General features: G+C 41.0%; 21 protein-coding genes. 14 read left to right on the forward strand and 7 right to left on the reverse strand.

The window, feature by feature from the left end:
* Positions 1 to 146: 146 nt before the first annotated feature.
* The gene (locus tag ACKWCF_RS04345) at positions 147 to 941 is read right to left on the reverse strand and encodes a hypothetical protein (RefSeq protein ID WP_409479476.1); all 795 of its coding nucleotides are present in this window, start codon (positions 939 to 941) and stop codon (positions 147 to 149) included.
* A gap of 2 nt (positions 942 to 943) precedes the next feature.
* Positions 944 to 1,762: a TIGR02147 family protein gene (locus ACKWCF_RS04350; protein ID WP_409479477.1), complete on the reverse strand. Its 819-nt coding sequence runs from the start codon at positions 1,760 to 1,762 to the stop codon at positions 944 to 946.
* Positions 1,763 to 2,210: 448 nt separating this feature from the next.
* On the opposite strand from ACKWCF_RS04350, the gene ACKWCF_RS04355 reads away from it, so the two are divergent.
* Positions 2,211 to 7,796, forward strand: coding sequence for a tail fiber domain-containing protein (locus ACKWCF_RS04355; RefSeq protein WP_409479478.1), 5,586 nt, complete (start codon positions 2,211 to 2,213; stop codon positions 7,794 to 7,796).
* 110 nt (positions 7,797 to 7,906) lie between these two features.
* Complete coding sequence (locus tag ACKWCF_RS04360; protein ID WP_409479479.1) at positions 7,907 to 13,249, forward strand: tail fiber domain-containing protein; 5,343 nt, start codon at positions 7,907 to 7,909, stop codon at positions 13,247 to 13,249.
* A 23-nt stretch (positions 13,250 to 13,272) separates the two neighbouring features.
* On the opposite strand, the gene ACKWCF_RS04365 is transcribed toward ACKWCF_RS04360, so the two are convergent.
* A complete protein-coding gene (locus tag ACKWCF_RS04365) occupies positions 13,273 to 13,893 on the reverse strand; it encodes a TetR/AcrR family transcriptional regulator (RefSeq protein ID WP_409479480.1) in 621 nt (206 codons plus the stop codon).
* An 87-nt stretch (positions 13,894 to 13,980) separates the two neighbouring features.
* Between ACKWCF_RS04365 and ACKWCF_RS04370 the strand changes: the two genes are divergently transcribed.
* The 7 genes from ACKWCF_RS04370 to ACKWCF_RS04400 are packed head-to-tail and all read left to right on the forward strand — an operon-like array spanning position 13,981 to position 19,806.
* Positions 13,981 to 15,237 (forward strand): NAD(P)/FAD-dependent oxidoreductase, encoded by a 1,257-nt coding sequence (locus ACKWCF_RS04370; protein WP_409479481.1) that lies wholly within the window; start codon positions 13,981 to 13,983, stop codon positions 15,235 to 15,237.
* A gap of 14 nt (positions 15,238 to 15,251) precedes the next feature.
* Entirely contained in the window at positions 15,252 to 16,007 is a 756-nt protein-coding gene (locus tag ACKWCF_RS04375) for a DUF1365 domain-containing protein (protein WP_409480246.1), read from the forward strand.
* Entirely contained in the window at positions 15,982 to 17,157 is a 1,176-nt protein-coding gene (locus ACKWCF_RS04380; RefSeq protein WP_409479482.1) for a class I SAM-dependent methyltransferase, read from the forward strand. The genes ACKWCF_RS04375 and ACKWCF_RS04380 overlap by 26 nt, the downstream gene beginning before the upstream one ends.
* Position 17,158: 1 nt before the next feature.
* On the forward strand, positions 17,159 to 18,223 hold the full coding sequence (locus ACKWCF_RS04385; protein WP_409479483.1) for an SAM-dependent methyltransferase: 1,065 nt from the start codon (positions 17,159 to 17,161) through the stop codon (positions 18,221 to 18,223).
* Between the two features lie 3 nt (positions 18,224 to 18,226).
* Positions 18,227 to 18,565: a DUF1475 family protein gene (locus ACKWCF_RS04390; RefSeq protein ID WP_409479484.1), complete on the forward strand. Its 339-nt coding sequence runs from the start codon at positions 18,227 to 18,229 to the stop codon at positions 18,563 to 18,565.
* A complete protein-coding gene (locus ACKWCF_RS04395) occupies positions 18,562 to 19,014 on the forward strand; it encodes a DUF2062 domain-containing protein (protein ID WP_409479485.1) in 453 nt (150 codons plus the stop codon). Before ACKWCF_RS04390 ends, ACKWCF_RS04395 begins: the two co-directional genes overlap by 4 nt.
* A 54-nt stretch (positions 19,015 to 19,068) precedes the next feature.
* On the forward strand, positions 19,069 to 19,806 hold the full coding sequence (locus ACKWCF_RS04400) for a DUF1295 domain-containing protein (protein ID WP_409479486.1): 738 nt from the start codon (positions 19,069 to 19,071) through the stop codon (positions 19,804 to 19,806).
* Positions 19,807 to 19,820: 14 nt separating this feature from the next.
* Here the strand turns inward: ACKWCF_RS04400 and ACKWCF_RS04405 are convergent, their stop codons facing one another.
* Genes ACKWCF_RS04405 through ACKWCF_RS04415 form a run of 3 tightly spaced genes read right to left on the reverse strand, consistent with a single transcriptional unit; the run spans position 19,821 to position 21,714 of the window.
* Positions 19,821 to 20,201 carry a TSUP family transporter gene (locus ACKWCF_RS04405; RefSeq protein WP_409479487.1) on the reverse strand — a complete coding sequence of 127 codons (381 nt, stop codon included), beginning with the start codon at positions 20,199 to 20,201 and terminating at the stop codon, positions 19,821 to 19,823.
* A 21-nt stretch (positions 20,202 to 20,222) separates the two neighbouring features.
* On the reverse strand, positions 20,223 to 20,912 hold the full coding sequence (locus ACKWCF_RS04410) for a lysophospholipid acyltransferase family protein (RefSeq protein WP_409479488.1): 690 nt from the start codon (positions 20,910 to 20,912) through the stop codon (positions 20,223 to 20,225).
* 7 nt (positions 20,913 to 20,919) lie between these two features.
* Entirely contained in the window at positions 20,920 to 21,714 is a 795-nt protein-coding gene (locus tag ACKWCF_RS04415) for a hypothetical protein (RefSeq protein ID WP_409479489.1), read from the reverse strand.
* A gap of 175 nt (positions 21,715 to 21,889) precedes the next feature.
* Between ACKWCF_RS04415 and ACKWCF_RS04420 the strand changes: the two genes are divergently transcribed.
* On the forward strand, positions 21,890 to 22,810 hold the full coding sequence (locus ACKWCF_RS04420; RefSeq protein WP_409479490.1) for an endonuclease I family protein: 921 nt from the start codon (positions 21,890 to 21,892) through the stop codon (positions 22,808 to 22,810).
* A gap of 89 nt (positions 22,811 to 22,899) precedes the next feature.
* Here the strand turns inward: ACKWCF_RS04420 and ACKWCF_RS04425 are convergent, their stop codons facing one another.
* Positions 22,900 to 23,337: a bacterioferritin gene (locus tag ACKWCF_RS04425; protein ID WP_409479491.1), complete on the reverse strand. Its 438-nt coding sequence runs from the start codon at positions 23,335 to 23,337 to the stop codon at positions 22,900 to 22,902.
* A gap of 152 nt (positions 23,338 to 23,489) precedes the next feature.
* Here ACKWCF_RS04425 and ACKWCF_RS04430 point away from each other — a divergent pair, with 152 nt between their 5' ends.
* The 4 genes from ACKWCF_RS04430 to ACKWCF_RS04445 are packed head-to-tail and all read left to right on the forward strand — an operon-like array spanning position 23,490 to position 26,899.
* Entirely contained in the window at positions 23,490 to 25,169 is a 1,680-nt protein-coding gene (locus ACKWCF_RS04430; protein ID WP_409479492.1) for an FAD-dependent oxidoreductase, read from the forward strand.
* Positions 25,170 to 25,185: 16 nt separating this feature from the next.
* On the forward strand, positions 25,186 to 25,743 hold the full coding sequence (locus ACKWCF_RS04435; protein ID WP_409479493.1) for a YqaA family protein: 558 nt from the start codon (positions 25,186 to 25,188) through the stop codon (positions 25,741 to 25,743).
* Positions 25,740 to 26,249, forward strand: coding sequence for a TlpA family protein disulfide reductase (locus ACKWCF_RS04440; RefSeq protein ID WP_409479494.1), 510 nt, complete (start codon positions 25,740 to 25,742; stop codon positions 26,247 to 26,249). The genes ACKWCF_RS04435 and ACKWCF_RS04440 overlap by 4 nt, the downstream gene beginning before the upstream one ends.
* A gap of 2 nt (positions 26,250 to 26,251) precedes the next feature.
* Positions 26,252 to 26,899, forward strand: a complete 648-nt coding sequence (locus tag ACKWCF_RS04445) for an SOS response-associated peptidase (protein ID WP_409479495.1) — start codon at positions 26,252 to 26,254, stop codon at positions 26,897 to 26,899.
* The last annotated feature ends 21 nt before the right edge of the window (positions 26,900 to 26,920 follow it).

Raw genomic sequence — 26,920 nt, forward strand, 5'->3', positions numbered from 1 at the left:
AAAAGGCCGATTATTTTTAGTAACCGGCCTTAGGTTGTGAACCGTGTGTAAGCACGTTTTTCTCGAATGTAATTAATATTTCGGAAGTTAAAAAATAAACTTAACCCCTTACACAAAGAAAGTGTTTCTCTGTGTAAACGAGAAAACTATTTTGTGATTACTTCGTAAATCGTTGAGCTCGTGGTTCCTACAAGAAACGCCACTTTCACATTTTGAAAATTACGAAATTTTAAAAAATCTAAAAGATCTTCACAGGTCTTAGTGTACGCAAATTTGTATTCAGCTTTATGACCTAACATCACCATAAGTGGTGGAACCATCACATAGTTGCCATCCGGCCCTTTAGCAAAACTCGTTGAACAATCAATCGAGGCAGCCAGCATGTAATTACTTTCGCTTAATTGTAAAACCGCACGGTGTGGGTAACCTTCACTCGGGCGGGCATAGAAGTATGTGTCGCTTTGAATGATTTTACGGTCAAGGCCATCGGTCATGGCTAGATTGTAGAATTCTTCTTCTGAAAGATCGCTGCTTTGATAAAGCTTGCCGCTGATTTCATAATTTTTATCACGGCCTGGTTCACTTAATCCTAAAATTTCATGAAAAGCGATAAGGGCTGTTTTGTTATTTTGAAATGGAAGGCGGGATTCACGACACCATTTTTGTGATAGGTAAATACGATTCGCTGATGGCTCGTTCATCGCGATATATTGGTTACCTTCCCATAAAACCATTTCAGTTTGCACTTCAACGATTTCAGCGGTTTTAACTTTATCTAAAAATTTTTCTTTGTCGTAGTCTAGGTTATTCACGTTACCGTGAATGGCTTTGCCGTAATTAATAAAATGTTCAACACAAGTGTTGCCACCGCCACGAACGCCGAAAGATCCTGAGGCGAAAGTTTGGCTTGTTAATAAAGCGATAAATAAAAAAGTTAACATTTTCATAAACTTCCTGAAGTTAATTTGCAAAGTTGGATTCCCAAAGCATAAACACTATTTTTAAGTTTTGCTTCTTGTGATAAAGCTGTGATGCGGTTGAAACATTCTTCGATAATGCTTTCGGCTTCTTTCACTTGTGCGGCATCTAGAATAATAGTTTCTGTTCCAACAATACGGTCTTGCATTGGAAGATTGTCGATCGCCCATTTAGAACGGTCTAACATCTGTTTGTAGAACGTGCGAATCGCGGCACTTGGTGCTGCTGATTGTAAAAGGTGAGAGCAGTTTTCGCTGCGGACGTATTTGTGATCAACTAACTTAATAAGACCATGTTGGGCTAAGTTTAAAAGAATTTTTTCAGCCTCAGCTAATGGTAAATCTAAAATTTTACTTAAGTCAGATGCATTCACGCTTGAATGCGCACCAGACATTAACACTAAAGTTGAAATGTGGTTTAGATCTAAAATCTTGTCAAAATTTGGTGCTTCAATTTTTTTACGGCGGTGGGAGTGCGCTAAGCCATCTAATCTTTTTTGAATCTTGCCGATTTTTAAATTGTCAGTTTCGTGAGTGACTTGAATCATTCCTGTTAAGTACTCGGTCTCGGTCGTTGACAGATCAAGCCACTCGGCAACCTTAAGGGCTGTGTCTACAGATAAATGCTTTTTCTTATTCATCACGGTCGACAGGTATGCCGGTGATAGATCCATTTTGTATGCGATAGATCTTAACGATAATTTACGGGCGCTATCAGTTTGTTTCTTGGCAATAGCGTCTCGAACATACATGCGGTAGTCGTCATAATGAAAAATATTTGTCATAGTTTGGGCATAATATAATCCCGCAAACCCTTGTCAATATTGAGAAACAGAGGAATTTGTTTACTGTTAACATCAGTAAACTTACATTATTAAATCAGTGCAAAAAATAATGTTTCCTAATCGTCTGAAGTGTGTGCATAAACCTTAAAAGCAATTAACTTACAGACAAGCGTGTTTTAATTTAAAGTTGCTGCTTTTTTCCTATTTTGGTTTTGGAGTGCAGGGGTAAATGGACAATTAGTTTTATTTTCAATTGGCTTTCAATTTCATTGAAATGGGGGAGTTGATGTGTTTATCCCGCGTTTTACTTTGAGATTTCTAACTGAAGTCGAGCTTTTACTTTATAAGAAAAAATCTGTAATCGAATATATTGGTTTACACAAAATGAAGTCACGACAAAGAACTTCAAATTTTTCTATGAAATTCCGATAAGTTACCTGTGGTACGTGTGAAAAGGTTGATCACTTTTTTAATGTTTTTCTTAGTGGTTGCAGCAAATGTGTTTGCGGCACCAGGACGAACCACATATCAAGCAAAAATTATTAAGCCCGATGGTTATCCCCTTGAAGCGAATAATGTTTCATTTCAATTTTCAATTTTAGATCCCACGGGAACTTGTGTGCTGTATGTTGAATCGTATGCAGCCGTGAACATGGCCAACAGCGGTGGCTTAATTTCTTTTGCGTTAGGTGCGGGAACAAAAACATTTCCAGCAAGTTCAACAGCGATTTCTTCAATCTTTGATAACTCGACGGTATCATACAGTTGTCAATCGCCAGGAATTTATAATCCGGTTTCATCGGATATCAGAAAAATCGTGATGCAGTTTAATGATGGTACCGGTTGGCAAACCTTACCGGCGATGAGTATTAATGCAGTTCCGTATGCGATGTACGCCGGAAAATCGGAAGACAGTATTTTATTTAATGGTAAAGCTGATTCAGCATTTGTTCAGTATTCGACAATGCCAACATGTACTGCTTCACAAGCATTACATTTTAACGGCGCTACATTTTCTTGTATCACTGCAGGTGGTGGTGGCGGAGCTTCTTACACTGTGACTTCAAGTGATGTCACATCAGCTTTAGGTTATACGCCGGCAAATCCGGCAACGCTTTCTTCGTCGTTTACAACAACGGCTTCATTTTCAACAGTGACGGCTACAGTGAATTCTTTGGGCACTTCGGTGACGGCGGTGACATCAACGGTTGGTGACTTATCAGCTTCGTTAACAAATTTAACGGCCGCGGTGTCTGCGATCACTTCGTCGCAGTGGAATACAAGTGGCACAACAATTAATTATACAGCAGGTAATGTTGGCATAGGTACTGATACGCCAATTGGAAAATTGCACATCGCAGATAATGTCGCGACAAATATTATTTTAGATGGATATTTAAATACCATTGGCGCACCAGGTCTTGCGACACGTAAGGCGCGCGGCACAGCGGCTTCGCCAACAGCTGTTTTAGCTAATGATTATCTGGGAACTTTCGGTGCCAGAGGCTACGGTACAACAGGATTTTCTCCAGCAACACGTGGAATGATCGGTATCAAAGCCAATGAAAACTGGACAGACACGGCTCAAGGTACGGCTATCTCATTTGAAACTACAGCGAACAGTGGAACAACACGTCTTGAAAGAATGCGTATCACAGATACAGGTGATGTAGGTATTGGTACCACGGCGCCAGCCTACACTTTAGATGTAAGCGGTACAGTAAACGCTAAGAGTTTAAAAATTAATGGCGTTGATATTGTTAGCTCGGTCACTTCAAGTTCAGTGATTTCAGCTTTAGGTTATACACCGGCCAATGATGCTGTGTCTGGAAGTTATGTCGTTAAAGCTAATAACTTATCTGATTTGGCATCGGCTACAGTAGCGCGCTCAAATTTAGGTTTAGGTGATTTAGCGGTTTTAAATTTTATGGATTTAAGTTCATCACAAGCTTCAGGCACATTAGCGGCAGCAAGACTTCCGGCTTTTAGTGGTGATATTTCATCGACTCTAGGCTCATCGGTTTTAACTTTAGCGTCTGTGGGATCAGGAATCTCAAGTGGTACTCAGTATACGAAAGTGACTGTTGATGGCAAAGGTCGCGTAATTAGTGGCGCTCAGTTGTCTGCTTCGGATGTCACGACAGCTTTAGGTTATACACCACAATCTTCGGGTTCAGTAGTTTCATCCCAGTGGACCACGGCGGCAGCGTCGGCGATCTATTACAATTCTGGTAATGTCGGTATCGGCACAGCTGCGCCAACACAGGCTCTTGAGGTGAGTGGTATTACACGTATTTCTAAAGGATTATTTGTCGGTAATGCACCTAGCGGATGGAGCGGTGAGCCCCTTGTTGTTAATGGAAGTTCAGCGCGTGGAAGTTTGACGTTGCTACATTCCATGGTGGGTCAGAGCCAGGCGACGAACGGATTAGACTTATCTTTGGTGTTTGGTAACGCTGAACTTAATTTGCGTGAATCAGGTTATTTACGTTTTATGACAGCTAATACTGAGCGTTTACGTATTGATGCTACTGGAAATATCGGTCTTGGTATAACGGCGCCGACGGCAAAACTTCATTTAGTTTCAGGAACAGCTTCAACAGCGCCGTTAAAGTTTACTTCAGGCACATTGGTTACTTCACCACAGTCAGGAACTATCGAATACGATGGTTCTAATTATTACGTGACTGATGGAAGTGGTGTTCGTCGCGTGATTGCAACAGCATCGACACCAGGAAGTCTAAATGATGTTTCGACGGTATCAAGCACAGGCAACTTAACATTATGGCCTGCAAACGGAAGCAGTGTGATTGTTTCTGCCACAACGGCTTCAACCAATTCACAAACCGGTGCGCTTGTTGTTAAAGGTGGCTTAGGCGTTGTCGGAACTGCAAATATTGGTGGAAATTTAAATGTTTCGGGCACAATACACACTTCGAGTTATTTTTCAGCGGCTAGCTTAATGTATTTATACGGAACGGGTGCGGCTTATACTAACGCGACTGATGCTTATGCTGCCGGAGAACGCGGTTTTACTGCAGATCTTGGCGGGAGTACGGCTTGGGATCTTCTGAAACTTCAAAATGCCAGTGGTACACAATTCATCGTTGAAGGTGGCGGTTACACCGGAATAGGCACAGCAGATCCAGATCGTCGTTTAACAATCATCGGTGATGGCACAGCCTATGGCGATGATGTCATGATCGAAGCGACAAACAATAATTCTGCAGGAACTTTTGCGCAGATCAATTTAGCTAAGTCGCGCGGAACCTCTGCTTCACGCACGACTGTACTTGCTGGTGATACGCTGGGTGCTTTAGCGTTCAGAGGGCAAAATGCAAGTTCTCTTGGGTACGGTGCAATTATCAGATCAATTGCCGAAAGTGATTATAGCACAGCTCAAAGTGCGGACTTACGTTTCCAAACAACCGCAAGCGCTACAACAGCTGATCGAATGATTATCAATTCTTCAGGTAATGTCGGTATTGGCTTATCATCACCAACAGCACGCTTACATGTAGCAGGTAATAGTGCAGCCACAGCGATTTCATTAGTTTCTTCAACGATGATTTTACAAAATACCAATGCAACAGCGGGTGCGCTTAATGCTTTAATGTTTTCTAACTATGATGGCTTTGGTAATGCAGCGATTTCGACGGCGCAAAATACTGCAGGCAACGTAGGTAATAGTTTAGTGTTACAGACTAAAACAAGTAGTGGTGGTGCGTGGAATGCCGATCAACTTGTGTTAAATCCTAATGGAAATGTCGGGATTGGAACAAGTAGTCCGGTTGCTAAACTTCAAGTAGCTATTCCTGATAATAACGCAGTTTATTTTGGTCAAAACGATGGAGTTAATAGTAACTTTAGATTTTTGAACAAATACACAGACGGATACAATTTTATTCAAGTCGGTGTAAGTTCGACAGATACTACAGCTAAATTAAAATTCAGTCGTATGGGGAGTAGTTCAAACTTAGCTGATATTAGATTCTTATCTGACTACGCTTCTTTTAACGGAAACCTTGGTGTTGGTACAACGTCAGCCACACACAGATTACATCTTAATACGGGCAATCAATCGATGAAGTTTGATGGTTTTTCTGCTGGAAATTCGTTTACTTCACAGTTAAGTGGATCAGATTTTGGTTCATTCATCGAAGGACCGGACAACGGACAATTTGTCGTAGCGTTAAGAGATAACGATGTTAACGATGGATTTCGTATTCTGTCGGGTGGTGGCAATTACATGGCTGATTCTGTTTACGACACACCTGTTTTTACAGCATTGGCTACGGGTAATGTGGGTATCGGAACATCGAGTCCTATTGATATTTTACAAGTTGAATCCAGTGCAACCACCGTATTAGGGGTGAACACAACAGGTACTGCAGCTACCGCGCGCTCTTTAGTTTCATTTGACCGTGCTGGGGCACAACGCTGGGATATCGGTGTTAACGTTAACCAACTGGGAACAAACGATCTTCATTTCCGCGCAACTCAAGGGTTAAACTATCTGATGACATTAACTACAAGTGGAAATGTAGGTATTGGTACAATAGCCCCGTCTGCGATGTTGGATGTGGCGAGCGGAGCTGTTCGTTCCACTCGAAATGGTTATCCTAATGTTCAGTATGCAGAAATCTACGGTGGAGATAATGTGCAGACCGCTCCGTATTTGCGTGCAAATTCTGATGAAGGAAATAAAAAACCTTTATTTTTACAAAGCTTTCATGACAGCAGTGGTGGACCTGCGGGTAACTTAGGTTTCTATTTTCAAATCGGCGTGGCTTCAGCACCAACAGATGTTGTGGCGATTCGTGAGACTGGTTTAGTTGGTATTGGTACGACGGCACCATTTGAAAAACTTCATGTCGATGCTTCAACATCAGGGCGTATTGCGGTCGCCAGCGGAAATATTTTTGCAACATCTGGTTACGGATTGTCTCTAGAGAGTGATACTGATGACGGTGCTGGTTATTTAAATCTGCATACGGCATCACAAGGTGCAAGTGTTGCTGAATTTCAGATTCGTGGTGGTCATGGCCCTAGTGAAACGGCGGCAACACGTACGATTATGTCTTTTAAAACAAATACGGGGCGAGTGGCTGTCGGTGGAATAGCTACTCCTGCAGCACAATTACATATTGGTAAACAAGAAGCGGCCGCAGGCACTTCTGGTTCGGTCACCCGTTTAGCGATCCAACCGTATGGACACACTGGTGGCCCATGGACAGTAACGGCGCGTGATATTCCTGGAAATGCCTTTTTAGATTATTATTACGGTGCAGGGCATATCATGACTTTTGAAAATGGCGGCGATGTTGGTATCGGTGTATCTGCGCCAACACAAAAACTACATGTAAATGGTAACGTACAAGTCGCCGGCGATATCTATGGCGGTCTTTACGGTGGTACGCGTGGTATTTGGCGTTTTAGTACGACTGATCCAAATTTTGGTATTTTCTATACTGAAGGTTCGCCGGATAGAATTTCATTTTCACCTCAAGGTGGTGGTTCGGCAACACCAACTCTGTCTGTATACGGATCTAGCGTAGGTATTGGTGTAACAGCGCCAACATACCAACTGCAATTATCTACAGATTCTGCGGCGAAACCAGGAACAAGTACTTGGACGATTGCCTCTGACAGACGTTTAAAAGATGTGCGTGCGCCATTTACGCGTGGTCTTGCCGCGATTGAAAATATTCAGCCGATTTATTTTAGTTATAAAAAAGATAATCCTGTGGGACTGCCTTCAGATAAAGAGTACGTGGGTATTATCGCGCAAGAGATTCAAAAAAATATTCCTGAAGCAACGCAAAGGGATAAAGATGGTTATTTGCGGGTAACCAACGACTCGATCATTTGGACGATGTTCAACGCGATCAAAGAACTGTATCAAAAATGGAATTCAGATAGCCAGGCTCTTCATGAAAAAGTCTCAAATTTAGAAGAAGAAAACAAAGCGCTTAAAGCGTACTTGTGCCAGAAAGACCCAGAAGCCGCTTTCTGTAAGCCTAAAAGCGAATAGAACAGTAAATAAAAATTAACTTAGATGTTCTAGTTGTCGTTTATATTCTTATAAACAAAAAATATCCTATAGAGGTTAACTCTTAACAAGACTAAACCGATAAAGATTGAGTGAAGCAAACCATCCGTTGGCATTTCTTTATCTTTTTTGCATATCTTTTTGCCGCTCCGGCATGGGCGGTACCTGGGCTAACGACTTATCAAGCTAGAATTATCAAACCGAACGGTGTCGCTCTTGAAGAGAGTGGCGTTAGTTTTCGTTTTACAGTTTTAAATCCAGCAGAGAATTGCATTTTGTATATTGAAGATTACGGCGCCATCAATATGACCAACACCAGCGGCTTAGCTTCATTTTCTTTAGGAAGTGGAACAAAAACTTATCCAACTTCAGGCTCTGTGACTTTTCAAGATATCTTTAATAATTCGACACCATCGTTATCTTGTCAGACGGCGGGAACTTACACTCCTGGGGTTAACGATATTCGTAAATTGATCATGCAATTTAATGATGGTAATGGCTGGCAAACTTTACCACCTATGAGTATCAACGCCGTTCCGTACGCGATGTATGCAACCAAGGCTGATAATGCAGTTTTATTTAATAACAAAGCAGATACAGCGTTTGTGCAGTACTCGGCAATTCCGACTTGTACCGGTTCGCAAGCACTGCAGTACACAGGTTCAGGATTTGTGTGTATCACTGCGGGTGGTGGATCTTCAGGAACCATCACAGCCGGAGATATCGTAGCTGCTTTAGGTTATACGCCGGGGGCGAGTGGTGCAGTTTCATCACAATGGACAACATCGGGCTCGGCGATTTATTATAACAGCGGATTTCTCGGCGTTAATACGGCGAATCCAACGATTGAGTTAGATGTTAATGGGCGTTTAGCAGTTAGCCAAGGGACATTTGCAAATCCAAGTATTACTTTCTCTCCGAATCGTAATGTCGGTTTTTTTGATGATTCAAATATTTTAGGTGTAAGTATTCAAGGGGCTGCTAAATGGTTTTTTGGTGCCAGTCATATGGGATCATATGCTGCGGGCGGAGCTCTTGGGTTTACTAACACGGCCACGTCTCCAGCTTTGACTTTTTCTTCGGGTACGAACACTGGTATTTATTTTCCGTTGTCGACAAATTTAGCGGTCACAACTAACGGCAGTGAAAAAATGCGTGTAACTTCAGGTGGCTTAGTGGGTATCGGTACCACAACACCAGTGACGAAACTAGATGTATCAGGCGCTATTCGCATTAGTATGGATAGTGCAACATGCGCAGCAAGCTACGCTGGCGCGATTCGCTACAACGCAGGTATTGTCGAAGTGTGTGATGGCTCAACTTGGGCAAGTATGAGTGGTGGTGGCAGTGTGACAAGTGCTACAGTGATTTCAGCGTTAGGATATACTCCAGCAAACCCAGCCACTTTATCGACATCATTTACCACAACAGCTTCATTTTCTACGTTGAATGCTTCAGTCACTTCTTTAGGAAGTTCGATCACAACATTAAATAGTTCATACAGTTCATTGGCCGCTTCAATGGCTGCGCTAAGTAGCACGACAAGTGGAATTCCAGTTTATTCAAATTCAAACAATAGTATTTTTGTGGGATCTGGAACTGCAAAAACCAGTACGACAGCAGACAATACGACACTTGGTGTGAATACATTAAAATCAATTACAACGGCGAATAAAAACGTTGCTATTGGTACTAATGCGATGATGAACACCCTTTATGGTTCTGCGAATGTGGCTGTAGGTCACAACTCGATGTATAACAATACGATTGGTGATTACAATACGGCGGTAGGCCATTTAGCGATGTATGAAAATACGACGGGTTGGTCAAATACGGCTTTTGGTAGTTGGGCTTTATACAGAATCGTTGATGGCTGGTACAACACGGGTATTGGTGAATCGTCATTGGATCGCGTGACAAGTGGTACAGAAAATGTGGCCTTAGGGGCTTCTGCAGGGCGTGCGGTTATCACAGGTCAAGGAAATACTTTTATCGGTACGCAATCTGGTGAAGGTCAAGGCCCAGCGTTATCGAATGTTTCTGGTAATACTTTTCTCGGTTTTTTAACGGGACAAGATATTTTAACAGGTGGTAACAATAATACTCTTATCGGTTATCGTGTGGGTGATACGTTAACAACAGGTTCAAAAAATATTGTGATCGGTTATAACATCGACACACTAACACCAACATCTTCAAATACTTTAAATATCGGTAATTTAATTTACGGTACAAATTTAAACGGGCAAAACACAGCGATCTCATCAGGCAGCATCGGTATCGGTGAAACATCTCCGCTGCAAAAATTATCTGTAAGTGGTGTGTTATTAGTTTCTGGCGAATACGGTAGCGGTGAAAGTTTAGTTGTCAGTGGCGCCGGTACTCGTATGTTTTTCTATCCAAAAAAATCAGCTTTCCGTGCTGGTTATGCCGGAGCTGATGAGTGGGATGATGCCAATATCAGTGATGGCAGTATTGCCATGGGTGACGGAGCCACTGCTTTTGGTTATGGCGCTATTTCTCTGGGTACCGGAACATTCGCCAGTGGTACGAATGCTGTAGCCATTGGCCGTTACAGTAATGCGACTGGTGATAAAGCAACAGCCTTTGGTGAATCCCAAGCCGAAGGAGATTTAAGTACATCTTTTGATAGCAGTTATGCAGGTGGTATGTACAGTGTCGCAATGGGAAGCAGTAGTGCAAATGGCGATCGCAGTATTTCGATCGGTCCATCAGCCAACGCTGACGGTGAGGCAAGTGTTGCTATCGGTCAATCAACTCTTTCGCGCGCTTACCGAGGGATCGCTGTCGGAAGTTACAATGTCGGTAACGGCAGTGGTACGGCATGGGTTGCGACAGATCCAATTTTTGAAATCGGTAATAGCCAAAACGGTTCACCACGTTCAAATGCGCTGACGGTTCTTAAGAACGGAAGCATTGGTATTGGTGTAACAACTCCGACTTATACATTAGATGTCAGTGGTGTCGTAAATGCTAAAGGCTTAAAAATTAACGGTGTTGATGCTGGTTCAGTTACATCAAGTTCTGTGATTGCAGCTTTAAGTTATACTCCGGCAAATAGTGCAACAGTTGCGACATTGAGCAGTTCGTACACATCACTTGCAGCTTCTATGGCAGCAATAAGTGCAAGTGGCACGCAGTGGACGACGTCAGGCGCAAATATTTTTTACAACGCAGGTAATGTTGGTGTTGGAGTGACAAATCCAAGCGCAAAACTAGAAGTTATTGGCGATGTTGGAATTTTGGCCAGCTCAACAGAAGCTGAAGGTGTTAAGTTTCACACGACTTTTTCAAATAATGAAACGTCTTCGCGAATGGTATTGGCCGAACGCCAAGATAATGCTTACGGATGGTCTTTTGTAACAGCTGGTGTTGCAAATCCTGTATTGGGTGGTACGACTTTAACAGGTTTACCAGCAGGAACATTTAGTATCGTTCGCCATTCAGGAAGTGCTGTTGGAGCTGCCGCTCTGACGATTAATCGTGAAACTGGTAATGTCGGTATCGGCACAACAACGCCATCGGCGAAGTTAGAAGTTGTTGGTGGCGGAGTAAGTTATACGAATGCTTTCGTAGTAAGTACAAATGCTGCTGATGGTGGAACAATTATTCTTGGTGATGATGCAAATAATGGTGATCAAGTGCGTATCGGTGTGAATGGTTATTTGCGCTCACAGGCCGGACGTTTCGGCATAGATTCAACTGGGGCACCTGTTACGTTTGAAATTAATGGTGCTGAACGTATGCGTGTTTCAGCGAGTGGAACTGTGGGTATCGGAACAACTTCTCCAATAGGAATTTTAGATGTGCGTGGTGGAGCTGCCGCTGCGGGAGTGCACGGAACTCCAGTTTATATCAATGCGCAAAACGCAAGTTCTGGAAATAGCAATGGCGGCAATATTAATTTAATTCCGGGTACTGGCACTGGAACAGGCTATCGTGGTTCTGTACAAATTGCTTCAGGTACATTCTATAATGCGGCTCAATTAGAAATCGGTAGTGGTGCTCCGGGTATTGCTATTAACAACACGGGTAACTCGCAAATTCTATTAAATCATGCAGCTGGTGGTTGGGGTGTTGTTGGTAATAATGCCGCAGGCAAATGGTCATTAGGTTATGCTAATAGCGGTAGTACAAATTTAGATGGTTCGGTTTTAACTTGGACTAACACAGGCAGTGTGGGTATCGGCACATCGTCTCCGGTTGCGCGCTTAAGTGTTGAAAGTGCCGGCGCAACTGGAATTCAAATGAAGAAAAGTGGATCTGCAGCTATTGATACATTTAATATGATCAATGACATGGATGCCACGGGCTATTTCTGGTTTGCTAAAGGATCATCTGCAACTGCGGCACCAACCACTACAAATCGATTAATCGGAATCACTAACGAAGGTAATGTTGAAATTTACGGTCAACAGGTCGATGGAACAACAGATAAATCCGGTGTTCTTTCATTAAAAACAGAAGCTTCAGGAGATGGCGGGACTAAGAATGAAGTTTCAATGGAATTCTATGCCGACCGCGCGGATTTAAATACGTCTTCGGGATTTGTGGGTTTCGAAAGTGGAACTACTTTTAATTTATCTTTAGTAAATAACAAAGCTGGAAGTTTAATTTTAGGAACTTCAGGTAACACAGCACTTACGATTAATTCGTCACGCAATGTCGGTATTGGTACAACAACTCCAGCTTATAAATTATCAGTTTATGAAGCTGCAGCTAGCGTTACCAATAACGTAGAAAGCGGCAACAACGGTTCGGCGGCGTACACTCGTCATTCAGGAAAAACAACCGGTGGTGTATCGCAGACTTATGGCAGTGGTTTAAATATCAGTGATGGTAATGGTGGTTATGAAATTTATGACTTTACCGCTGGTGCTTCGCGTATGTTTGTGAGTAGTACGGGTAATGTGGGTATTGGTACAATTACGCCAGGTTACAAGCTGGATGTCAGTGGTGATCTTCGTATTACCGGAACACCATACCGTAATGGCGGTGATTCAAATTGGATTGTGCCATCAGATGCGCGTTTAAAAGATGTGGGCGGAAAATACAACCGAGGTCTTCGCGAAATTGCTAGCATTGAAACGATTTATTTTAATTATAAAAAAGATAACCCAAAACAAATTGATTCGTCAGTGACTTACACGGGCGTGCTTGCACAAGAAGTAAAAAAACAAATTCCAGAAGCCGTGAAAGAAGATAAAGAAGGATTTTTATCGTTAAATACAACACCGATTTTTTGGGCGATGGTGAATGCGATCAAAGAGATTTATTACAATATAAATGGCATTAAAGAAGAAAATGCACAGTTGAAAGTTCAAGCTGCAGAGCAGGCACGTAAGATTCAAAGTCTTGAGGCTGAAAATGCAGCTATTAAAGAACGTTTAGATCGTCTTGAAAAATCAAGATAGGCGCATTTAAGCGCCTTCAATTCTTAGCTATTTAAATTCTTAAGAAGTGTGCCCACAGCCCATTTCATGGATTTACCAATTTCGGTGCCAGTTTGGTTGTACACATTGCGAAGATCATTCCATAAGTTCGCGCTGATCAAGGTAATGATCAGGTGGATACGGTGTTGTTCTTCTTTGCTGTTTGTTGCGGGAATTTGCGCTCTGATTTTTTCTAATAATAAATTGTTTAACTTTTTTCTGAAAGCAATACGTGATTGCTGACCGAAGTTCGTGTAAAGGTAAGCCAGAATTAAGCTTTCGTATTTGTCAAAAACCTGAAACGCAAATTCAGCGAAGTCTTCAACGGTCATAATTTGTAAACTGCCGGACACGTTTGTCACGTAAGCTTCAAGATAAATTTCTAATTCTTGAGATAAAGATTTTTTATCGCCGAAAAAACGAAATAATGTGCGCGTAGAAAGACCTGCACGATCTGCTAACTCTTCTAAAGAAATTTCTTCACCCCGTTTTTCAACTAACAAGTCGACATAATTTTCAATAATTTTTTGGCGATTGTTGTTTGATTTCTCAAGGCGAGAAGAATTGTCATATTTTCTTACTTTTTTGATCTTCTTAGCGGCTTTAGCCGTTTTAGTGCGTTTCATATAAAAAAGTATAAGGAGTAAGACGCTCTGTGTGCAAACAAAAATATTTGTAGCGCCAAAAGTGACACTAAAATAATATTTGTTTATATGAATATTGCGGTCATTGGGTCGGGAATTAGTGGATTAGGATCAGCTCTGATTTTAAATCAGAAGCATAAAGTACATCTTTTTGAAGCATCAAATCGTTTAGGTGGGCATGCTCATACTAGCGTTGTTGAAAAAAAAGGTAAACAAAATAATATTGACACGGGTTTTCTTGTCTACAATGAGTTAACTTATCCTCATTTGAAAGCACTTTTTAGGTATTTAGACACAGAAACCGTCAGTTCAAACATGTCACTGTCTATCCAAGTCCCGCAAATCGGCCTGGAATGGGCCGGAGACAGTCTAGCTACTGTTTTCGCGCAAAAACGAAATTTGTTTAATCCGCGCTTTCATAAATTGTTATTGGCCATACTAGCCTTTCATCGACATGCCGAAAGAAATCGTGAATTGGCGCGTCGTAACCGTTGGACTATAAATGAATTATTATTTAGACAGAATTACCCGCGTGAACTGTTGGAATGGTATGTTTTGCCGATGGTGGCGGCGATCTGGTCAACGCCCGAAAAAGGTATGTTGGATTTTCCGGCTGAGACATTTCTCACTTTTTTTATAAACCATAAACTGTTGCAAGTGAATGACCGCCCGATCTGGAGAACAGTCAAAAATGGATCGAAGAACTACGTGGAAAAAATTGCGCAACAATTAAATCACATTCATCTGAACGAACCGGTGCATGCGGTAGAACATGTGGGACGAGAACTGCAGGTTACAACGGTTAAACAAAGTTATAAGTTTGATAAAGTGATTTTTGCAACCCATGCTCCAATCACCGCAAAAATTTATAAATTTAAAAATTCACAGCAAGAAAAAATCTTAAAAAGTTTTTCGACGATCCCGAATAAAGCTTTCTTGCACGAAGATGAAAGCTTTTTACCTCGCAAGAGCAAGTGCTGGGCTTCATGGAACGTACAGGCGCAACTTGCCAGTGAACATTCAGACAAGGTGTCTTTAACATATTTATTAAACCGCTTACAGCCGTTAAACACAGAAGATAAAATGCTTTTAACACTTAATCCAAGTCGTGCACCGAAAAATTTAATTTTTGAAGCGCAGTATGATCACCCGAAGTTTGACCAGCAAGCAATCGACGCTCAAAATGAAATTCCACATATTCAAGGACATGATGGCGTGTACTTCGCAGGGGCTTGGACTCGTTATGGTTTTCATGAAGATGGTCTTTTAAGCGCGGTGAATGTGGCGAAACATTTTGAAATCAATCCACCATGGAGAATTGCATAGTGGCTTTTTACCTGATGCGGGGGCAAGTTTATCATTCTCGGTCAGAAACTGCTAAAAACAGTTTTAAATATCCTATTTTTAATCTTTATTACCCAGTTCCTCAGACCGCAAAGTTACAAGCCCTTTTGCAAAAGAAATTTAAGTCTTTATTAAGTTTTAAAGATGCCGACTATTTGACTGAAAATTCGCAAGTGCCACTAGCAGAAAAATGCCAGATTTTTTTAAAAACTCATTTTAACTATCAGGCTGACCACGTTTTTCTTCAGACCATCCCACGTATGTTTGGTTATGCGTTTAACCCCGTTAATTTTTGGTACTGTTACCGCCAAGAAAAATTAGAAGCTGTGTTATGCGAAGTGAATAACACCTTCGGTGAAACACATTACTATTGGCTTTACCAGCAGGGTGAAGATTTAAATAATAAATGGCTAAAAGCCGAAAAGAAATTTCATGTCTCGCCATTTTTTGCCATTGAAGGTGAATACCGATTTAGATTTCGCCCTACAAAAAATCACCTGCATGTCGATATTCATTTTTTAAATAATGATGGCTCGTTAAAGCTAAACACTTGGGTGCAAGGCGAGCTTACGGCATTAGAGGAAGTTTCTTTTACGGGGCTTATGCTTCGCTACGGCTGGATGACGCCACTTGTAGTGTTTCGCATTCATTACCAAGCGGTAAAGTTACTAGTTAAGAAAGTGCAATTTTTCAAAAAACCAAATCCCCCTGAAAAGGAGATCACTCATGGCACAAGCTTCATGGGCCGCTAAGTTTTTTATTCAAATTTTAAAAAACGCTAAGCATGGCACGATCCATATTACTTTTCCTGACGGTAAAACAGAAAAATATGGCGAAGGTGATGACAAAGCTCACGTGGTTGTCAAAAACTGGTCGGCTATTGATCAGTTGGTGAATAAAGGCGATCTTGGTTTAGCCGAAGCGATTATTGAAGGTGATCTTGAAGTTGATGACGCTGCGAAACTGATCGAATGGGCCTGCCGAAATGACCAATCCTTAGAACGAGCACTGCATGGAACTTTGCTGGGTACACTGTTATATCAATTAAAGAGACTATTAACCCGCAATTCTAAAGTACAAGCGAAAAAAAATATTGTGGCCCATTACGATTTAGGGAATGATTTTTACCGCTTATGGTTAGACCCTACCATGTCGTATTCTTCGGCGTTATTTAAATCTGAAAATGAATCTTTAGAACAAGCGCAGCTTAATAAGTATGATCGCATGATCGATATATTGAATATCAAGTCGTCTGATCACATTCTTGAAATTGGCTGTGGCTGGGGTGGCTTTTTCAGTCGCGCTATTGAGCGTACGGGCTGTCGTGTTACGGCGGTGATGAATTCTCCAAGTCAGGCCGTGCATAACCGGGCGATGATCAAAGCTAAAGGCTTGTCTGCGTATATAAGCCTGCAAGAAATCGATTACCGCGATATCAAAGGCACTTATGACAAAGTTGTATCGATAGAAATGATTGAAGCGGTCGGTGAAAAATACTGGGATAATTACTTTAAAAAAGTATCCTCTTCCATTAAAGGAAAAGGTGCAGCTCTTATTCAAGGTATTACGATTAAGGACGATCTTTTTTATAGTTACCGTCAAAAAACCGACTTCATCCAAAACTATATTTTTCCGGGTGGCATGTTGTTGGCAAACAGTATTTTTGATCGTAAGAGCGAAGAAAACGGTATGAAATTAACCGACCAATTTGAATTCGGTATTTCGTATGCCGACACTCTCAAAATTTGGCGTCAACGTTTCAACGAGGCGCAAACTAAAGTTCGTGAAATGGGTTTTGATGACCGATTTATTCGGATGTGGAATCTATATCTATGTTATTGCGAAGGCGCCTTTCGCGCCGGTCGTATTAATGTCGGCCAATATTTAATTGAAAGAGTGTAATATGTCGATGCAACCAGTAATTAAATTCTTTGTACGTGGTATAGAAAAAGGATTCATTCCGGATCCGTTTATTCGCTCGGGTATTCGTCATCTTTTGAAACAACGGTTACGAGAGATGCGTGAACAAGAACAGAAGAACAACGGCGAATTTATTAAAGTGCACGCTAATTTACTTCGCGAGTCACCTTTGGCTATTATGACTAAGCAGGCCAATGAACAGCACTATGAAGTGCCAACGGAATTTTACGAATTATGCCTGGGAAAACATAAAAAATACAGTGCCTGTTATTGGGAAGACGAGATGTCGGAACTTGAACAGGCCGAACAGAAAGCTTTAGATATTTCGATAGCTCGCGCTGAAATCGGCGACGGCATGAGGATTCTGGAATTAGGCTGCGGTTGGGGGTCATTATCCTTAGAATTAGCTCGCCGCTTTCCAGATTCGCAAATCACAGCAGTTTCTAACTCGACAACACAAAGACAGTTTATCGAAACGCAGGCGCATAAACGCGGGTTAAAAAATTTAACAGTGTTAACACGCGATCTTGGACGGGAAGAAAATTATAACTTCGGTAGTGAAAAATTTGACCGCGTGATGAGCATTGAAATGATGGAGCATATTAGAAATTACGAAAAGTTTTTTTCGCTGGTCGCACGTTCTATGAAGTCCGACGCTAAAATGTTTGTGCACATTTTCACCCATAGAACGACACCTTATTTTTTTGAAACTGAAGGTGAAGACAACTGGATGGGTAAATACTTTTTTTCGGGCGGACAAATGCCGGCGCGAAATTTATTTGAACACTTCAATAAAGATCTTAAAGTTCAGCAAAAATGGGACTGGGATGGAACCCACTACCAAAAAACTTTAGAAGCTTGGTTAAAAAAGATGGATCAGAACGAAAACCAGGTGCGCAATCTATTCAGAAAAGCCTACGGTGATGATCAGGTTGAAGTCTGGGTTAATCGTTGGCGCGTTTTTTATATGGCCTGTGCCGAACTTTTCGGTTTCAACCAGGGTAAAGAGTGGGCCGTCACACATTACTTATTAACACCGAAAGGATAAAAAATGAAAAAAAATCTGATTCTATTTTTTTCACTGGTTTTGCTGGCAATGTTAGCGGTAACAACCTGGGCTAGCACTCACGAAAATATCATTGCGGCGATAAAACGTCTTATTGTAGAGCCCTGGATGGTGGCAACTCTTTTTGATGCTTATTTTGGATTTTTAACTTTCTTTTTATGGGTGGTATTTAAAGAATCCAGTGCCTTTAAAAAATTAATTTGGTTTGTAGCAATTATGTTTTTAGGAAATATTGCCATGGCTGTTTATGCGTTATTAGAAATTCGACGTCTGAAGGGTAATTTTACCGCTGAACGATTTTTAACAGAAAAAAAGGCTGCATGATAAAAAAAGTTCAAGAGACTTTAAAGTCTCAGTTAACTCAAGGAGCTTCGCCGGAAAAGTTAGCGCAAAGTTTATCGGCGGGTTTTTTGATTGGGTGTTTTCCGCTCCTCGGGTTTACGACAGTTTTAGCTGCAGTTATAGGTATGATCTTTCGTTTAAATCATATTGTTGTGCAAACTGCGAATTATCTTATGTATCCGGTACAGATTATTTTAATTCCGGTTTATATTGAGGTGATTAGTTTGTTGGTCGATGTGGGGAATGTGCCGATCAGACCAGATCTTATTATCGAGGCTTTTCGCCAAGACAGGATAGCTTTTATAAAAGCGTATGCTCTGGTTGGACTGTACTCTGTTGTTTTATGGTTTGTTATCAGCAGCGTTTTATTTTTTCTTTTACAAAAATTTTTTTTACCGGCTATTCGAAAATTAAGTAAGCCAAGAGGGTAGATCATGGTTTCAAGTCAGATGTTTTTAATAGGGTTACTCGTTACAATCGGGATTATGTTATTAACTTGGGCCTATGCAGTTAAGATTGAAAATTTTAGTATCGTCGATGCCGTATGGTCGTTCTGCTTTGTCATTCATGGAATAATTTTTGATGTGTTTGGTGGTGGGTTTTCGCAAAGAAAGACATTGTTTTTAATCATGTTGGCTGTATGGAGCTGTCGGTTAGGCTTTTATTTAGCTAAAAGAATTGCTGCGCATCATCCGTATGAAGACACCCGCTATCTCAAACTTCGCGCTGATTATGGGGTAAATTATAAATTTAGATTTTTAATTTTCTTTTTCTATCAAGCAATTAGTGTTTCGATTTTAACTTGGCCGTTTATTTTTGTTTTTCAGAATCCTCATCCTGACATTTCGTCATTAGAATGGTTAGGCGTTGCGATTTGGGGCATTTCAGTGATTGGTGAATCGGTTGCCGATTATCAAATGGCTAAATTTCGCTCGAATCCGGCGAATAAAGGCAAAGTTTGTGATGTGGGTTTATGGAATTATTCGCGCCATCCGAATTACTTTTTTGAAAGCTGTATTTGGTGGGGGTATTTTATTTTTATGTTGGCAACGCCGGGGCTTGTTTGGTCAATTTATGCCCCACTTACAATTTTAATTTTACTTTTAAAGGTGACTGGTGTTCCACCGTCAGAAGCTCAGTCATTGAAAAGCCGGGGCGAGGCCTACCGCCGTTATCAAGAGCGCACCTCTGTTTTTGTGCCATGGTTTTCTAAAAAAGGATAGTTTATGAAACTATTTTATTTCGCTGTAAACCAAAGACGAATGGCTACGATTACTAAGAAGACCGAAAACATGCGGCTTAAAGTAAAAGACTGTAACCCTACAGCGACTTTAGAACCTAAAAGAGTTCCGACAAACATACCTGAAGCGATAATGAACCCAAGTTTGATGTTGTCGATTTGAATGGCGCCGGCGCGATAGTAATTCCACACGCCTAAAATACCCACCGGAAGAAGTAAGGCGACTAATGAAGTGGCGGTCGCAGCTTGTTGGCTAAAGCTAAAAAGGTAAATCACTAACGGAACAATAATAACGCCACCGCCGATACCGAATAAACCTGAAGAAACACCGGCCACCAATCCAATAATAAGACCGTACATGATTTGCGTTGGTAACATTTAAAATTTCTCCTTGTTGCTTTAGGGGCGGGTCACTTTTTGACGTAAAGATTCGGCATCGTTTTCCGGATGTGAAACTTGAATGCTTTCCAGCCAAGTCACATGGGCTTTTTTGTTCGGAAGACTGAATTGCTGAACCATTTTTCCAATCATGCTGTCGTCATCAATAAACGAAGATTCATGATAGGGATCATAATCTAATTTAAAAAGTTGTACTGGAATATCATAGGCCTGGGCAATTTCAAAAATGCCTTTCTTCCACAGTTTTTCTTCTTTAAGTGTGGTTGTACCTGACGGAAAAATCACTAATTGAGATTTATTTTGCATTAACTGTTCGCCCAGTTGTTTGCGCAATCTTTCGCGGTCATGTTTTGATTCACGATCAACAAATAAAGTTCCCACACGAACCGCGGCCATTCCTAAAATTGGCCAGCGTTTCACTTCTTTTTTAGCTAAGAAAGCGATGTGCGGATTAACAGCCATCAAAAGTAAAATATCTAAGTAGCTCACATGATTGCCGACATAAATGCGTGGACCTTGTTGTGAAAAATCACCTTGGTGGGCCACTTTGTAGCCGATGTAATTCATTACACTTTCGGCCCAGCGCTTTTTATAGTGGGTCACTTTCTTTGGTTGGATATAACTTAAGGTCAGCCAATAAGCTGTGATTCCGAAAGTTCCCAAAGATTTAATGACGTAAAAAGCTTTCATTTTGGGGTTACTTTAGCAAATCATGCGTATAAGTAAAGGTTGCAGCCCAACCTTCATTGCGGTCACGCGCCAAAACACCATTTTTATTTTTATCACCTAAGACTTCAAAGTGTTTAAGCGTGATAACAGGGTTGTTGCGGTCAGCTAAGTCATTAAAATGAAACCACAAGCCATAAGATAAATTATTTAAGCCGTCTGAATCCACCGCGCCGTAATAATATTCGTTGTGGTGTTTATCGCCATAGCCAAGTGTGACATACAAATTGGGTTCAACCATTGATGTTTTAATCAGTGTGTTTTGGAACGTGAAAAGTTTTAACTTACCAATAAGTTCAGCGTAAATACCGTTGTGCGCTTTTAGATCTTTGTGAATCCCGAAATCAATTTCAGAAATATAGTCTTCGTTATAACCAGGCACGAAAAACTCGAGTCTGTTTACCCATTCCCAAGAGTCTTCACGGTCGGGGTAAATATCTTTAATGCTTTCATGCTTAGGAAAGATCGGGTTATCGCTGATCGCTTGCAAACGTGTTCTAAAGCGTACTTTATCTTCATAGATAAAATCGCGGTAACTGACCGAGCTTGTGAGAAACTCGAAACGATCTTCAAACATAAAAACCGCAATCACCGGTAGGAGTTGAAAGTCGTTATATTGAACGACACCACGTGATTCCCAGATCGAGAAGAACTTAGCGCCTACTTTGACACCACTTACAGATTTCCAACGATTTTCTGCTTTGTATTCGGCCAAAGCATTTAAAGAACTCAACATTAACAAAACAGCAAAAATTAATTTAGTCATAAATGAATTTAAGCATTATTCATTCGGGGATGCTGCGAAAATTCTCAAACTTAGCACGCCGTTTCAAAAACGGAATCCTGACAATAATTTTGGTGAATTTAGCAAAAAGTGTTGTTAGCTTTCTTCGCAACAACTACTGAGTTCAATTTGTTTCCTAAGTTTTGAGGGGGGATACATGGATTGGAATTTTACAAAAAAGACGGCTGCTGTTTGTTGCTTTATTTCACTTTTAACGGCGAGTTTAGCCGAAGCGTTTGTTTCTGAAAAAGCAAACTACTACGGTAAAGAATTCTTAGGCCAAGTTCAATCAGGCCAACTTCAAGACGAAGAACTCCTAGAAGCTATTTTCCACATCGTATCCGACGCTCACATTAAAACTAAAAACGCTCCAGACACATTAGCTCCCAACTGCCAATCGGTAAAATTACAAGACAACCAAAACTGCATCCAACACACAGCTTTAGGTTATGACCGTGCCAGAAAGCATATGTTCGGTTCAATCTACTTAGAAAAGCAAAATAACACTTACGTTGTAAAAGATGTTTACTGTGAAAAGTATTTCTCTAACGCTGACTTCGGTGGCGAACAAGGTAACATCGGCCCAGGTATGATTCCAGGTAATGGCTCTATCTTAAACTGTGAACACACATGGCCACAAAGCCGTTTCACAAGCCGCTTTCCTGCTGAAACACAAAAATCTGATTTACATCACTTATACCCATCGGATTCAAACATGAACAGCCACAGAAGTTCATTACGCTTCGGTGAAGTCGACAAAGATATGGAAAAATTAAAATGTCCACAAAACCGTTTAGGTTCTCAAGCTGGTGCTAAAGGCGCTGTGTTTGAGCCACCGGTTGCCCACCGTGGTAACGTAGCTCGTGCGATTTTCTACTTTGCGGCTCGTTACAAAATGAAAGTGGGCGGCGCTGAAGAAGTTACTTTAAAAAAATGGAATCATGAAGATCCGGTTGATGCCGAAGAACAAAGAAGAAACGATATGATCGAAGATGTTCAAGGTAACCGTAACCCATTCGTTGATTACCCAGAATTAATCGACCAAGTAAAAGTATTTTCTTTCAATACAACTAAGTAGTTTTAACGAACTACAAATTGTAAAAAAAAAGCTAACTTCAAAGAGTTAGCTTTTTTTATGTCTAAAATTTGAAACCTGAAATTAAAAAACTATTTAGGTTGTGTGCGTAACATTTTATTTACTTCAGAAACATGAAGTTCTTCGTCGTAAATCATTTGGCGTGCGTATTCTTCTAAGAACACTGACTGGCCTTCAACTAATTTTAATAAGCTGTGGAGGTTTTTAAGCTGGGCTGTTTCGTGCTGTAAGCTTTCTTTTAAAATATCGTTTAATGAGTGCTTGTGAGTCTCAAGTAATGTACCGATTTTTAAAGACGGGTGGCCACCAAGTGTTGTGATGTGCTCACCAGCTTGTGAAGCATGGGCTAAAGATTCAGTCGCTTGGTCACGGAACCACTTGATGATTGGAATACGGTTGTGACCGAATACCATTAACGAATAGTGCGTGTAGCGAACTACGCCGGCTAATTCAGCCTCTAAGATTTTGTTTAAGGCTTCGATGACTTTTTTCTCGTTTTTTAAGCTCATAGTGGCTCCTGTCTGTTGTCTAATCTAGTATATCGTATCTGGGGAAAATTACCCTATAAATGAAAGCTAAATGAAAATGGCTTGAAAGTCCAATGATAAGTTTAGGGCATTTCATTGTAATACGGAGCGGCCTCGGGTAATTCAGAGCACCTATGTCATTTAATCGTCGCCAATTCTTAAAATCGTCGTCATTCGCAAGCTTTGTTTTAGGCTATGCGGTAAATTCTAAAGCAACCACTGGTCTTTTGATGAGCCAAGCGCCATCAAAAACACCTAATGAAAATGCAAATGATAATCCTATTCAAAATGTGAAATACAGCGAATCATCAAGCTTAGATTTCAACGGTGATAATATCAATCGCCCGCATGATATCTTATGGAACATTGATGGCTATGTAGCGAAAAAAGGTGGAATCCCAGCACCGAGCGCATCAACAAGTGTAGTTGTTGCTGGTGGCGGTATGGCAGGTCTTTTAAGCGCGTACCACTTGCAAGCGCACAAGCCGATGTTATTAGAACAAGATCCTGTATTCGGTGGAAACTCAAAAGGCGAAAATTTTGATGGTTCATTTTATTCAATCGGTGCGGCTTACGTAACGATTCCGGATGAAGGTTCTGATATCGATGTGTTCTTTAAAGAAACAGGCATTGCAGAAAAATTACAATTAGAATCTGACACTGAAACTTCTGTGAATTTCAGAAACGCTTTAATGCGTGATTTCTGGAAAGGTGCTTCTGATCCAGAAAACGCTGAGCAGTTCGTAAAAGTTGAAGAAGAGATGCGCCGTATTTATAACGACGCTTATCCTGATATTCCATGGACAGAAGATTCAGCGATCTCTTACGAAGAACTTTGTAAATTAGATGCGATCACTTTTGAACAGTGGTTAACCAACACGTTCGGCGAAGTGCATCCGCATGTTTTAGAATACTTTCAAGCTTACTGCTGGTCTTCATTCGGTGGCTCAATCGATGAAATTTCAGCCGCGCAAGCGTTAAACTTCGTAACAGCTGAAGTTGACGGAGTCTTAGCTTTACCAGGTGGTAATGCGTACATCACATCAGTTGTGCACCAAACTTTAAAAAATAATTTACCAGAAGGTCATGTTTTATCAGGTGCCTTTGTTTTACGTATCGAAGAAAAAGCAAATGGTAAAGTGTGGGTGACTTACGAATCTAAAGAAGGTCAGTTACTGACTATTGAAACTGACTATGTAGTTTGTGCATTCCCGAAATTCGTTGCTGAGCGTGTGATCGTGAACATTGAAGAAGAGCGTGTAAAAGCAATTCAAGATTTAATGTGGCGTGGTTACATTGTGACTAATGTGATCATGGATAGCGCGATTAAATCTCCAGGTTTTGATGTGTTCACGTTAAACGGAAAAATGCAGCCGGCACCGACACCGCTTAATCCGCCAAAAAAATTAATGACGGATGTTTGTTTCGGAACGTGGGCGCAAAACGATGAAGTGAATCATTCAGTGCTTACGATGTATCGCCCGTTACCATTTGAAGGTGCAAGACAGTTTTTATTCAACCCAATGTCGCACCAAAAACATTTGATTCAATCGCAAAACGAAATTGCTGAGTTCTGCAAAGCCGTAAATATCGATGCAAGCAAAATCAAAGGTTACCGTTTGACACGCTGGGGGCATTCGTTACCTCTTGCTAACAAAGGTACAATTGCAGACGGAACGGTTGAGAAGCTTATTAAGCCTATTAACGACAAAATTTTCTTTGCCAACCAAGATAACTGGGTAAATCCGGCATTTGAATGTGCGTTTACTGAAGCTTTGACTGTTGCGCAAAAGATAGAATCCCTAAAGGCGTAGTGTTACGCTTTTAGGAATGGATAAATTAAAACGACTGATTACCCATGCGGTAAAGCTCCTGCAATATTATATCGACCGCGTGTGGTATTTGCCGATGTTATCGCTTTTAGCCATTCTCGATGTTTTTTTTATCGTTATACCTACCGATGGTCTGACTATTTCTAGTTCAATGCTAAAACCGCGGAAATGGTTTTATTTTGGCGTGTTCTCAGCAGCCGGGTCGGTTTTAGGCGCGATGATTTTGTGTTACATTGTGCAACTTTACGGAATTCATATCGTTGAAACACTTTTTCCCAATATGCAAGCGAGTAACTTCTGGCTTCAGACGCAGAAATTTTTTGATGCGTATGGATTGTGGTTATTATTTGCCGTTGCGCTAAGTCCCTTATCGCAGCAGCCAGTTTTGATTTTAGCCGTGCTGGCTACCGTTCCATTGTTGCAAATTCTTTTAATTACAGTTGTAGGACGTTTTCTAAAATTTCTTTTATTTGCTTATATTGGTTCGCATGCACCGCACTTAATTAAAAAACTGTGGGGCATGAAAGATGAACTTCAAGAAGTAGGTATTGAGTGACATTCAAATCGGTTGCTAAGGCTCTCAATATTGTACTTACTGTTGTAGTTCTGGTTTTACTTGCGGCAAAGATTCCGGGAATTATTGATAATTTTAAAACTGAAGGGTCGGCTGCACCGGATTTTTCAGTTTTAACTAATAGCGGATTAGAGTTTAATACAAAAGATTTACACGCTAGAAAAGTTTTAGTGTTTTGGGCGACATGGTGTCCTCCGTGCGAGATGGAACTGTCACGTATTAACGAGCTAGTTAAAGAAAAAAGAATTCCGGCAGAGGCCATTTTAGCCATTTCAATGCAGGAAGATAAAGCTTTGGTTGATAAAGTGGTCACTGAACGGGGCTATCAATTTCCGATTGGGTATGATCTTGATGGGCAGGTGTCGCAATTATTCAAAATTCAAGGCACTCCGACTTTAGTTTTTCTTAATGGCGATAAAACCATTCGTTGGTTAAGCACGGGATTAAGTCCTTTGCTTAAATTACGTTTAAATATTTTTCTGGATTAGTTATGTGTGCACAGTTTAGCTTGCAGATTGCTGCAGAAGAACTAAGAAATTTGGGAATTGCAGTTTCATCGTCGTTAGAAGCGATTGATGAACGTTTTCTTCCGTACACTAAAATTCCGGTGATTGTGCAGACACCACAGGGTCTAAAACTTACACCGATGAATTTTTCGCTGGTGCCTGCGTGGTCAAAAGAACCAAAAGTTAAATTTGCCACTCATAATGCGCGTATTGAGACCGTGACTGAAAAACCCGCTTGGCGAGAACCATTTTTAAGTAAACATTGTCTAATTCCCATTACAAACTTTTTTGAATCAGTTTATGAAGGTCCCCATGCGGGGCACATCATTTCATTTCAAAGTGAAAAACCGATGCTATTTGCCGCAGGCTTATTTGATGTGTGGGTAAATCCGGAAACAAAAGAGCTATTATTTTCATGCGCCATATTAACAACGGAACCATCACCATTTATTTTAGAAAACGGTCATGACCGCACGCCGATTTTTTTAAATCTTGAAGATGGAAAAGGCTGGCTGACTTTGCGCGCCTCAGAAAAAGAAATGGTCGATTTCTTGCTCGCAAAAAATATTTATCCAGATTTACAAGTGACGCGCGACAGACCCCTAAAATCGGGGTGGGAAAAACGCAAATAGTAAGTCAGACTACTAGGTATA

It is taken from the genome of Pseudobdellovibrio sp. HCB154 (assembly GCF_046267985.1).
GTDB lineage: Bacteria > Bdellovibrionota > Bdellovibrionia > Bdellovibrionales > Bdellovibrionaceae > Pseudobdellovibrio.

What these genes read in the sequence shown, in the direction of transcription:
- ACKWCF_RS04375 (WP_409480246.1), top strand. Translation starts at nt 15,252, where the DNA reads ATGCGGGGGCAAGTTTATCATTCTCGGTCAGAAACTGCTAAAAACAGT.
- ACKWCF_RS04445 (WP_409479495.1), top strand. Translation starts at nt 26,252, where the DNA reads ATGTGTGCACAGTTTAGCTTGCAGATTGCTGCAGAAGAACTAAGAAAT.
- ACKWCF_RS04380 (WP_409479482.1), top strand. Translation starts at nt 15,982, where the DNA reads ATGGCACAAGCTTCATGGGCCGCTAAGTTTTTTATTCAAATTTTAAAA.
- ACKWCF_RS04425 (WP_409479491.1), bottom strand. Translation starts at nt 23,337, where the DNA reads ATGAGCTTAAAAAACGAGAAAAAAGTCATCGAAGCCTTAAACAAAATC.
- ACKWCF_RS04435 (WP_409479493.1), top strand. Translation starts at nt 25,186, where the DNA reads ATGGATAAATTAAAACGACTGATTACCCATGCGGTAAAGCTCCTGCAA.
- ACKWCF_RS04430 (WP_409479492.1), top strand. Translation starts at nt 23,490, where the DNA reads ATGTCATTTAATCGTCGCCAATTCTTAAAATCGTCGTCATTCGCAAGC.
- ACKWCF_RS04400 (WP_409479486.1), top strand. Translation starts at nt 19,069, where the DNA reads ATGTTATTAACTTGGGCCTATGCAGTTAAGATTGAAAATTTTAGTATC.
- ACKWCF_RS04405 (WP_409479487.1), bottom strand. Translation starts at nt 20,201, where the DNA reads ATGTTACCAACGCAAATCATGTACGGTCTTATTATTGGATTGGTGGCC.
- ACKWCF_RS04415 (WP_409479489.1), bottom strand. Translation starts at nt 21,714, where the DNA reads ATGACTAAATTAATTTTTGCTGTTTTGTTAATGTTGAGTTCTTTAAAT.
- ACKWCF_RS04345 (WP_409479476.1), bottom strand. Translation starts at nt 941, where the DNA reads ATGTTAACTTTTTTATTTATCGCTTTATTAACAAGCCAAACTTTCGCC.
- ACKWCF_RS04350 (WP_409479477.1), bottom strand. Translation starts at nt 1,762, where the DNA reads ATGACAAATATTTTTCATTATGACGACTACCGCATGTATGTTCGAGAC.
- ACKWCF_RS04370 (WP_409479481.1), top strand. Translation starts at nt 13,981, where the DNA reads ATGAATATTGCGGTCATTGGGTCGGGAATTAGTGGATTAGGATCAGCT.
- ACKWCF_RS04365 (WP_409479480.1), bottom strand. Translation starts at nt 13,893, where the DNA reads ATGAAACGCACTAAAACGGCTAAAGCCGCTAAGAAGATCAAAAAAGTA.
- ACKWCF_RS04410 (WP_409479488.1), bottom strand. Translation starts at nt 20,912, where the DNA reads ATGAAAGCTTTTTACGTCATTAAATCTTTGGGAACTTTCGGAATCACA.
- ACKWCF_RS04395 (WP_409479485.1), top strand. Translation starts at nt 18,562, where the DNA reads ATGATAAAAAAAGTTCAAGAGACTTTAAAGTCTCAGTTAACTCAAGGA.
- ACKWCF_RS04385 (WP_409479483.1), top strand. Translation starts at nt 17,159, where the DNA reads ATGTCGATGCAACCAGTAATTAAATTCTTTGTACGTGGTATAGAAAAA.
- ACKWCF_RS04390 (WP_409479484.1), top strand. Translation starts at nt 18,227, where the DNA reads ATGAAAAAAAATCTGATTCTATTTTTTTCACTGGTTTTGCTGGCAATG.
- ACKWCF_RS04420 (WP_409479490.1), top strand. Translation starts at nt 21,890, where the DNA reads ATGGATTGGAATTTTACAAAAAAGACGGCTGCTGTTTGTTGCTTTATT.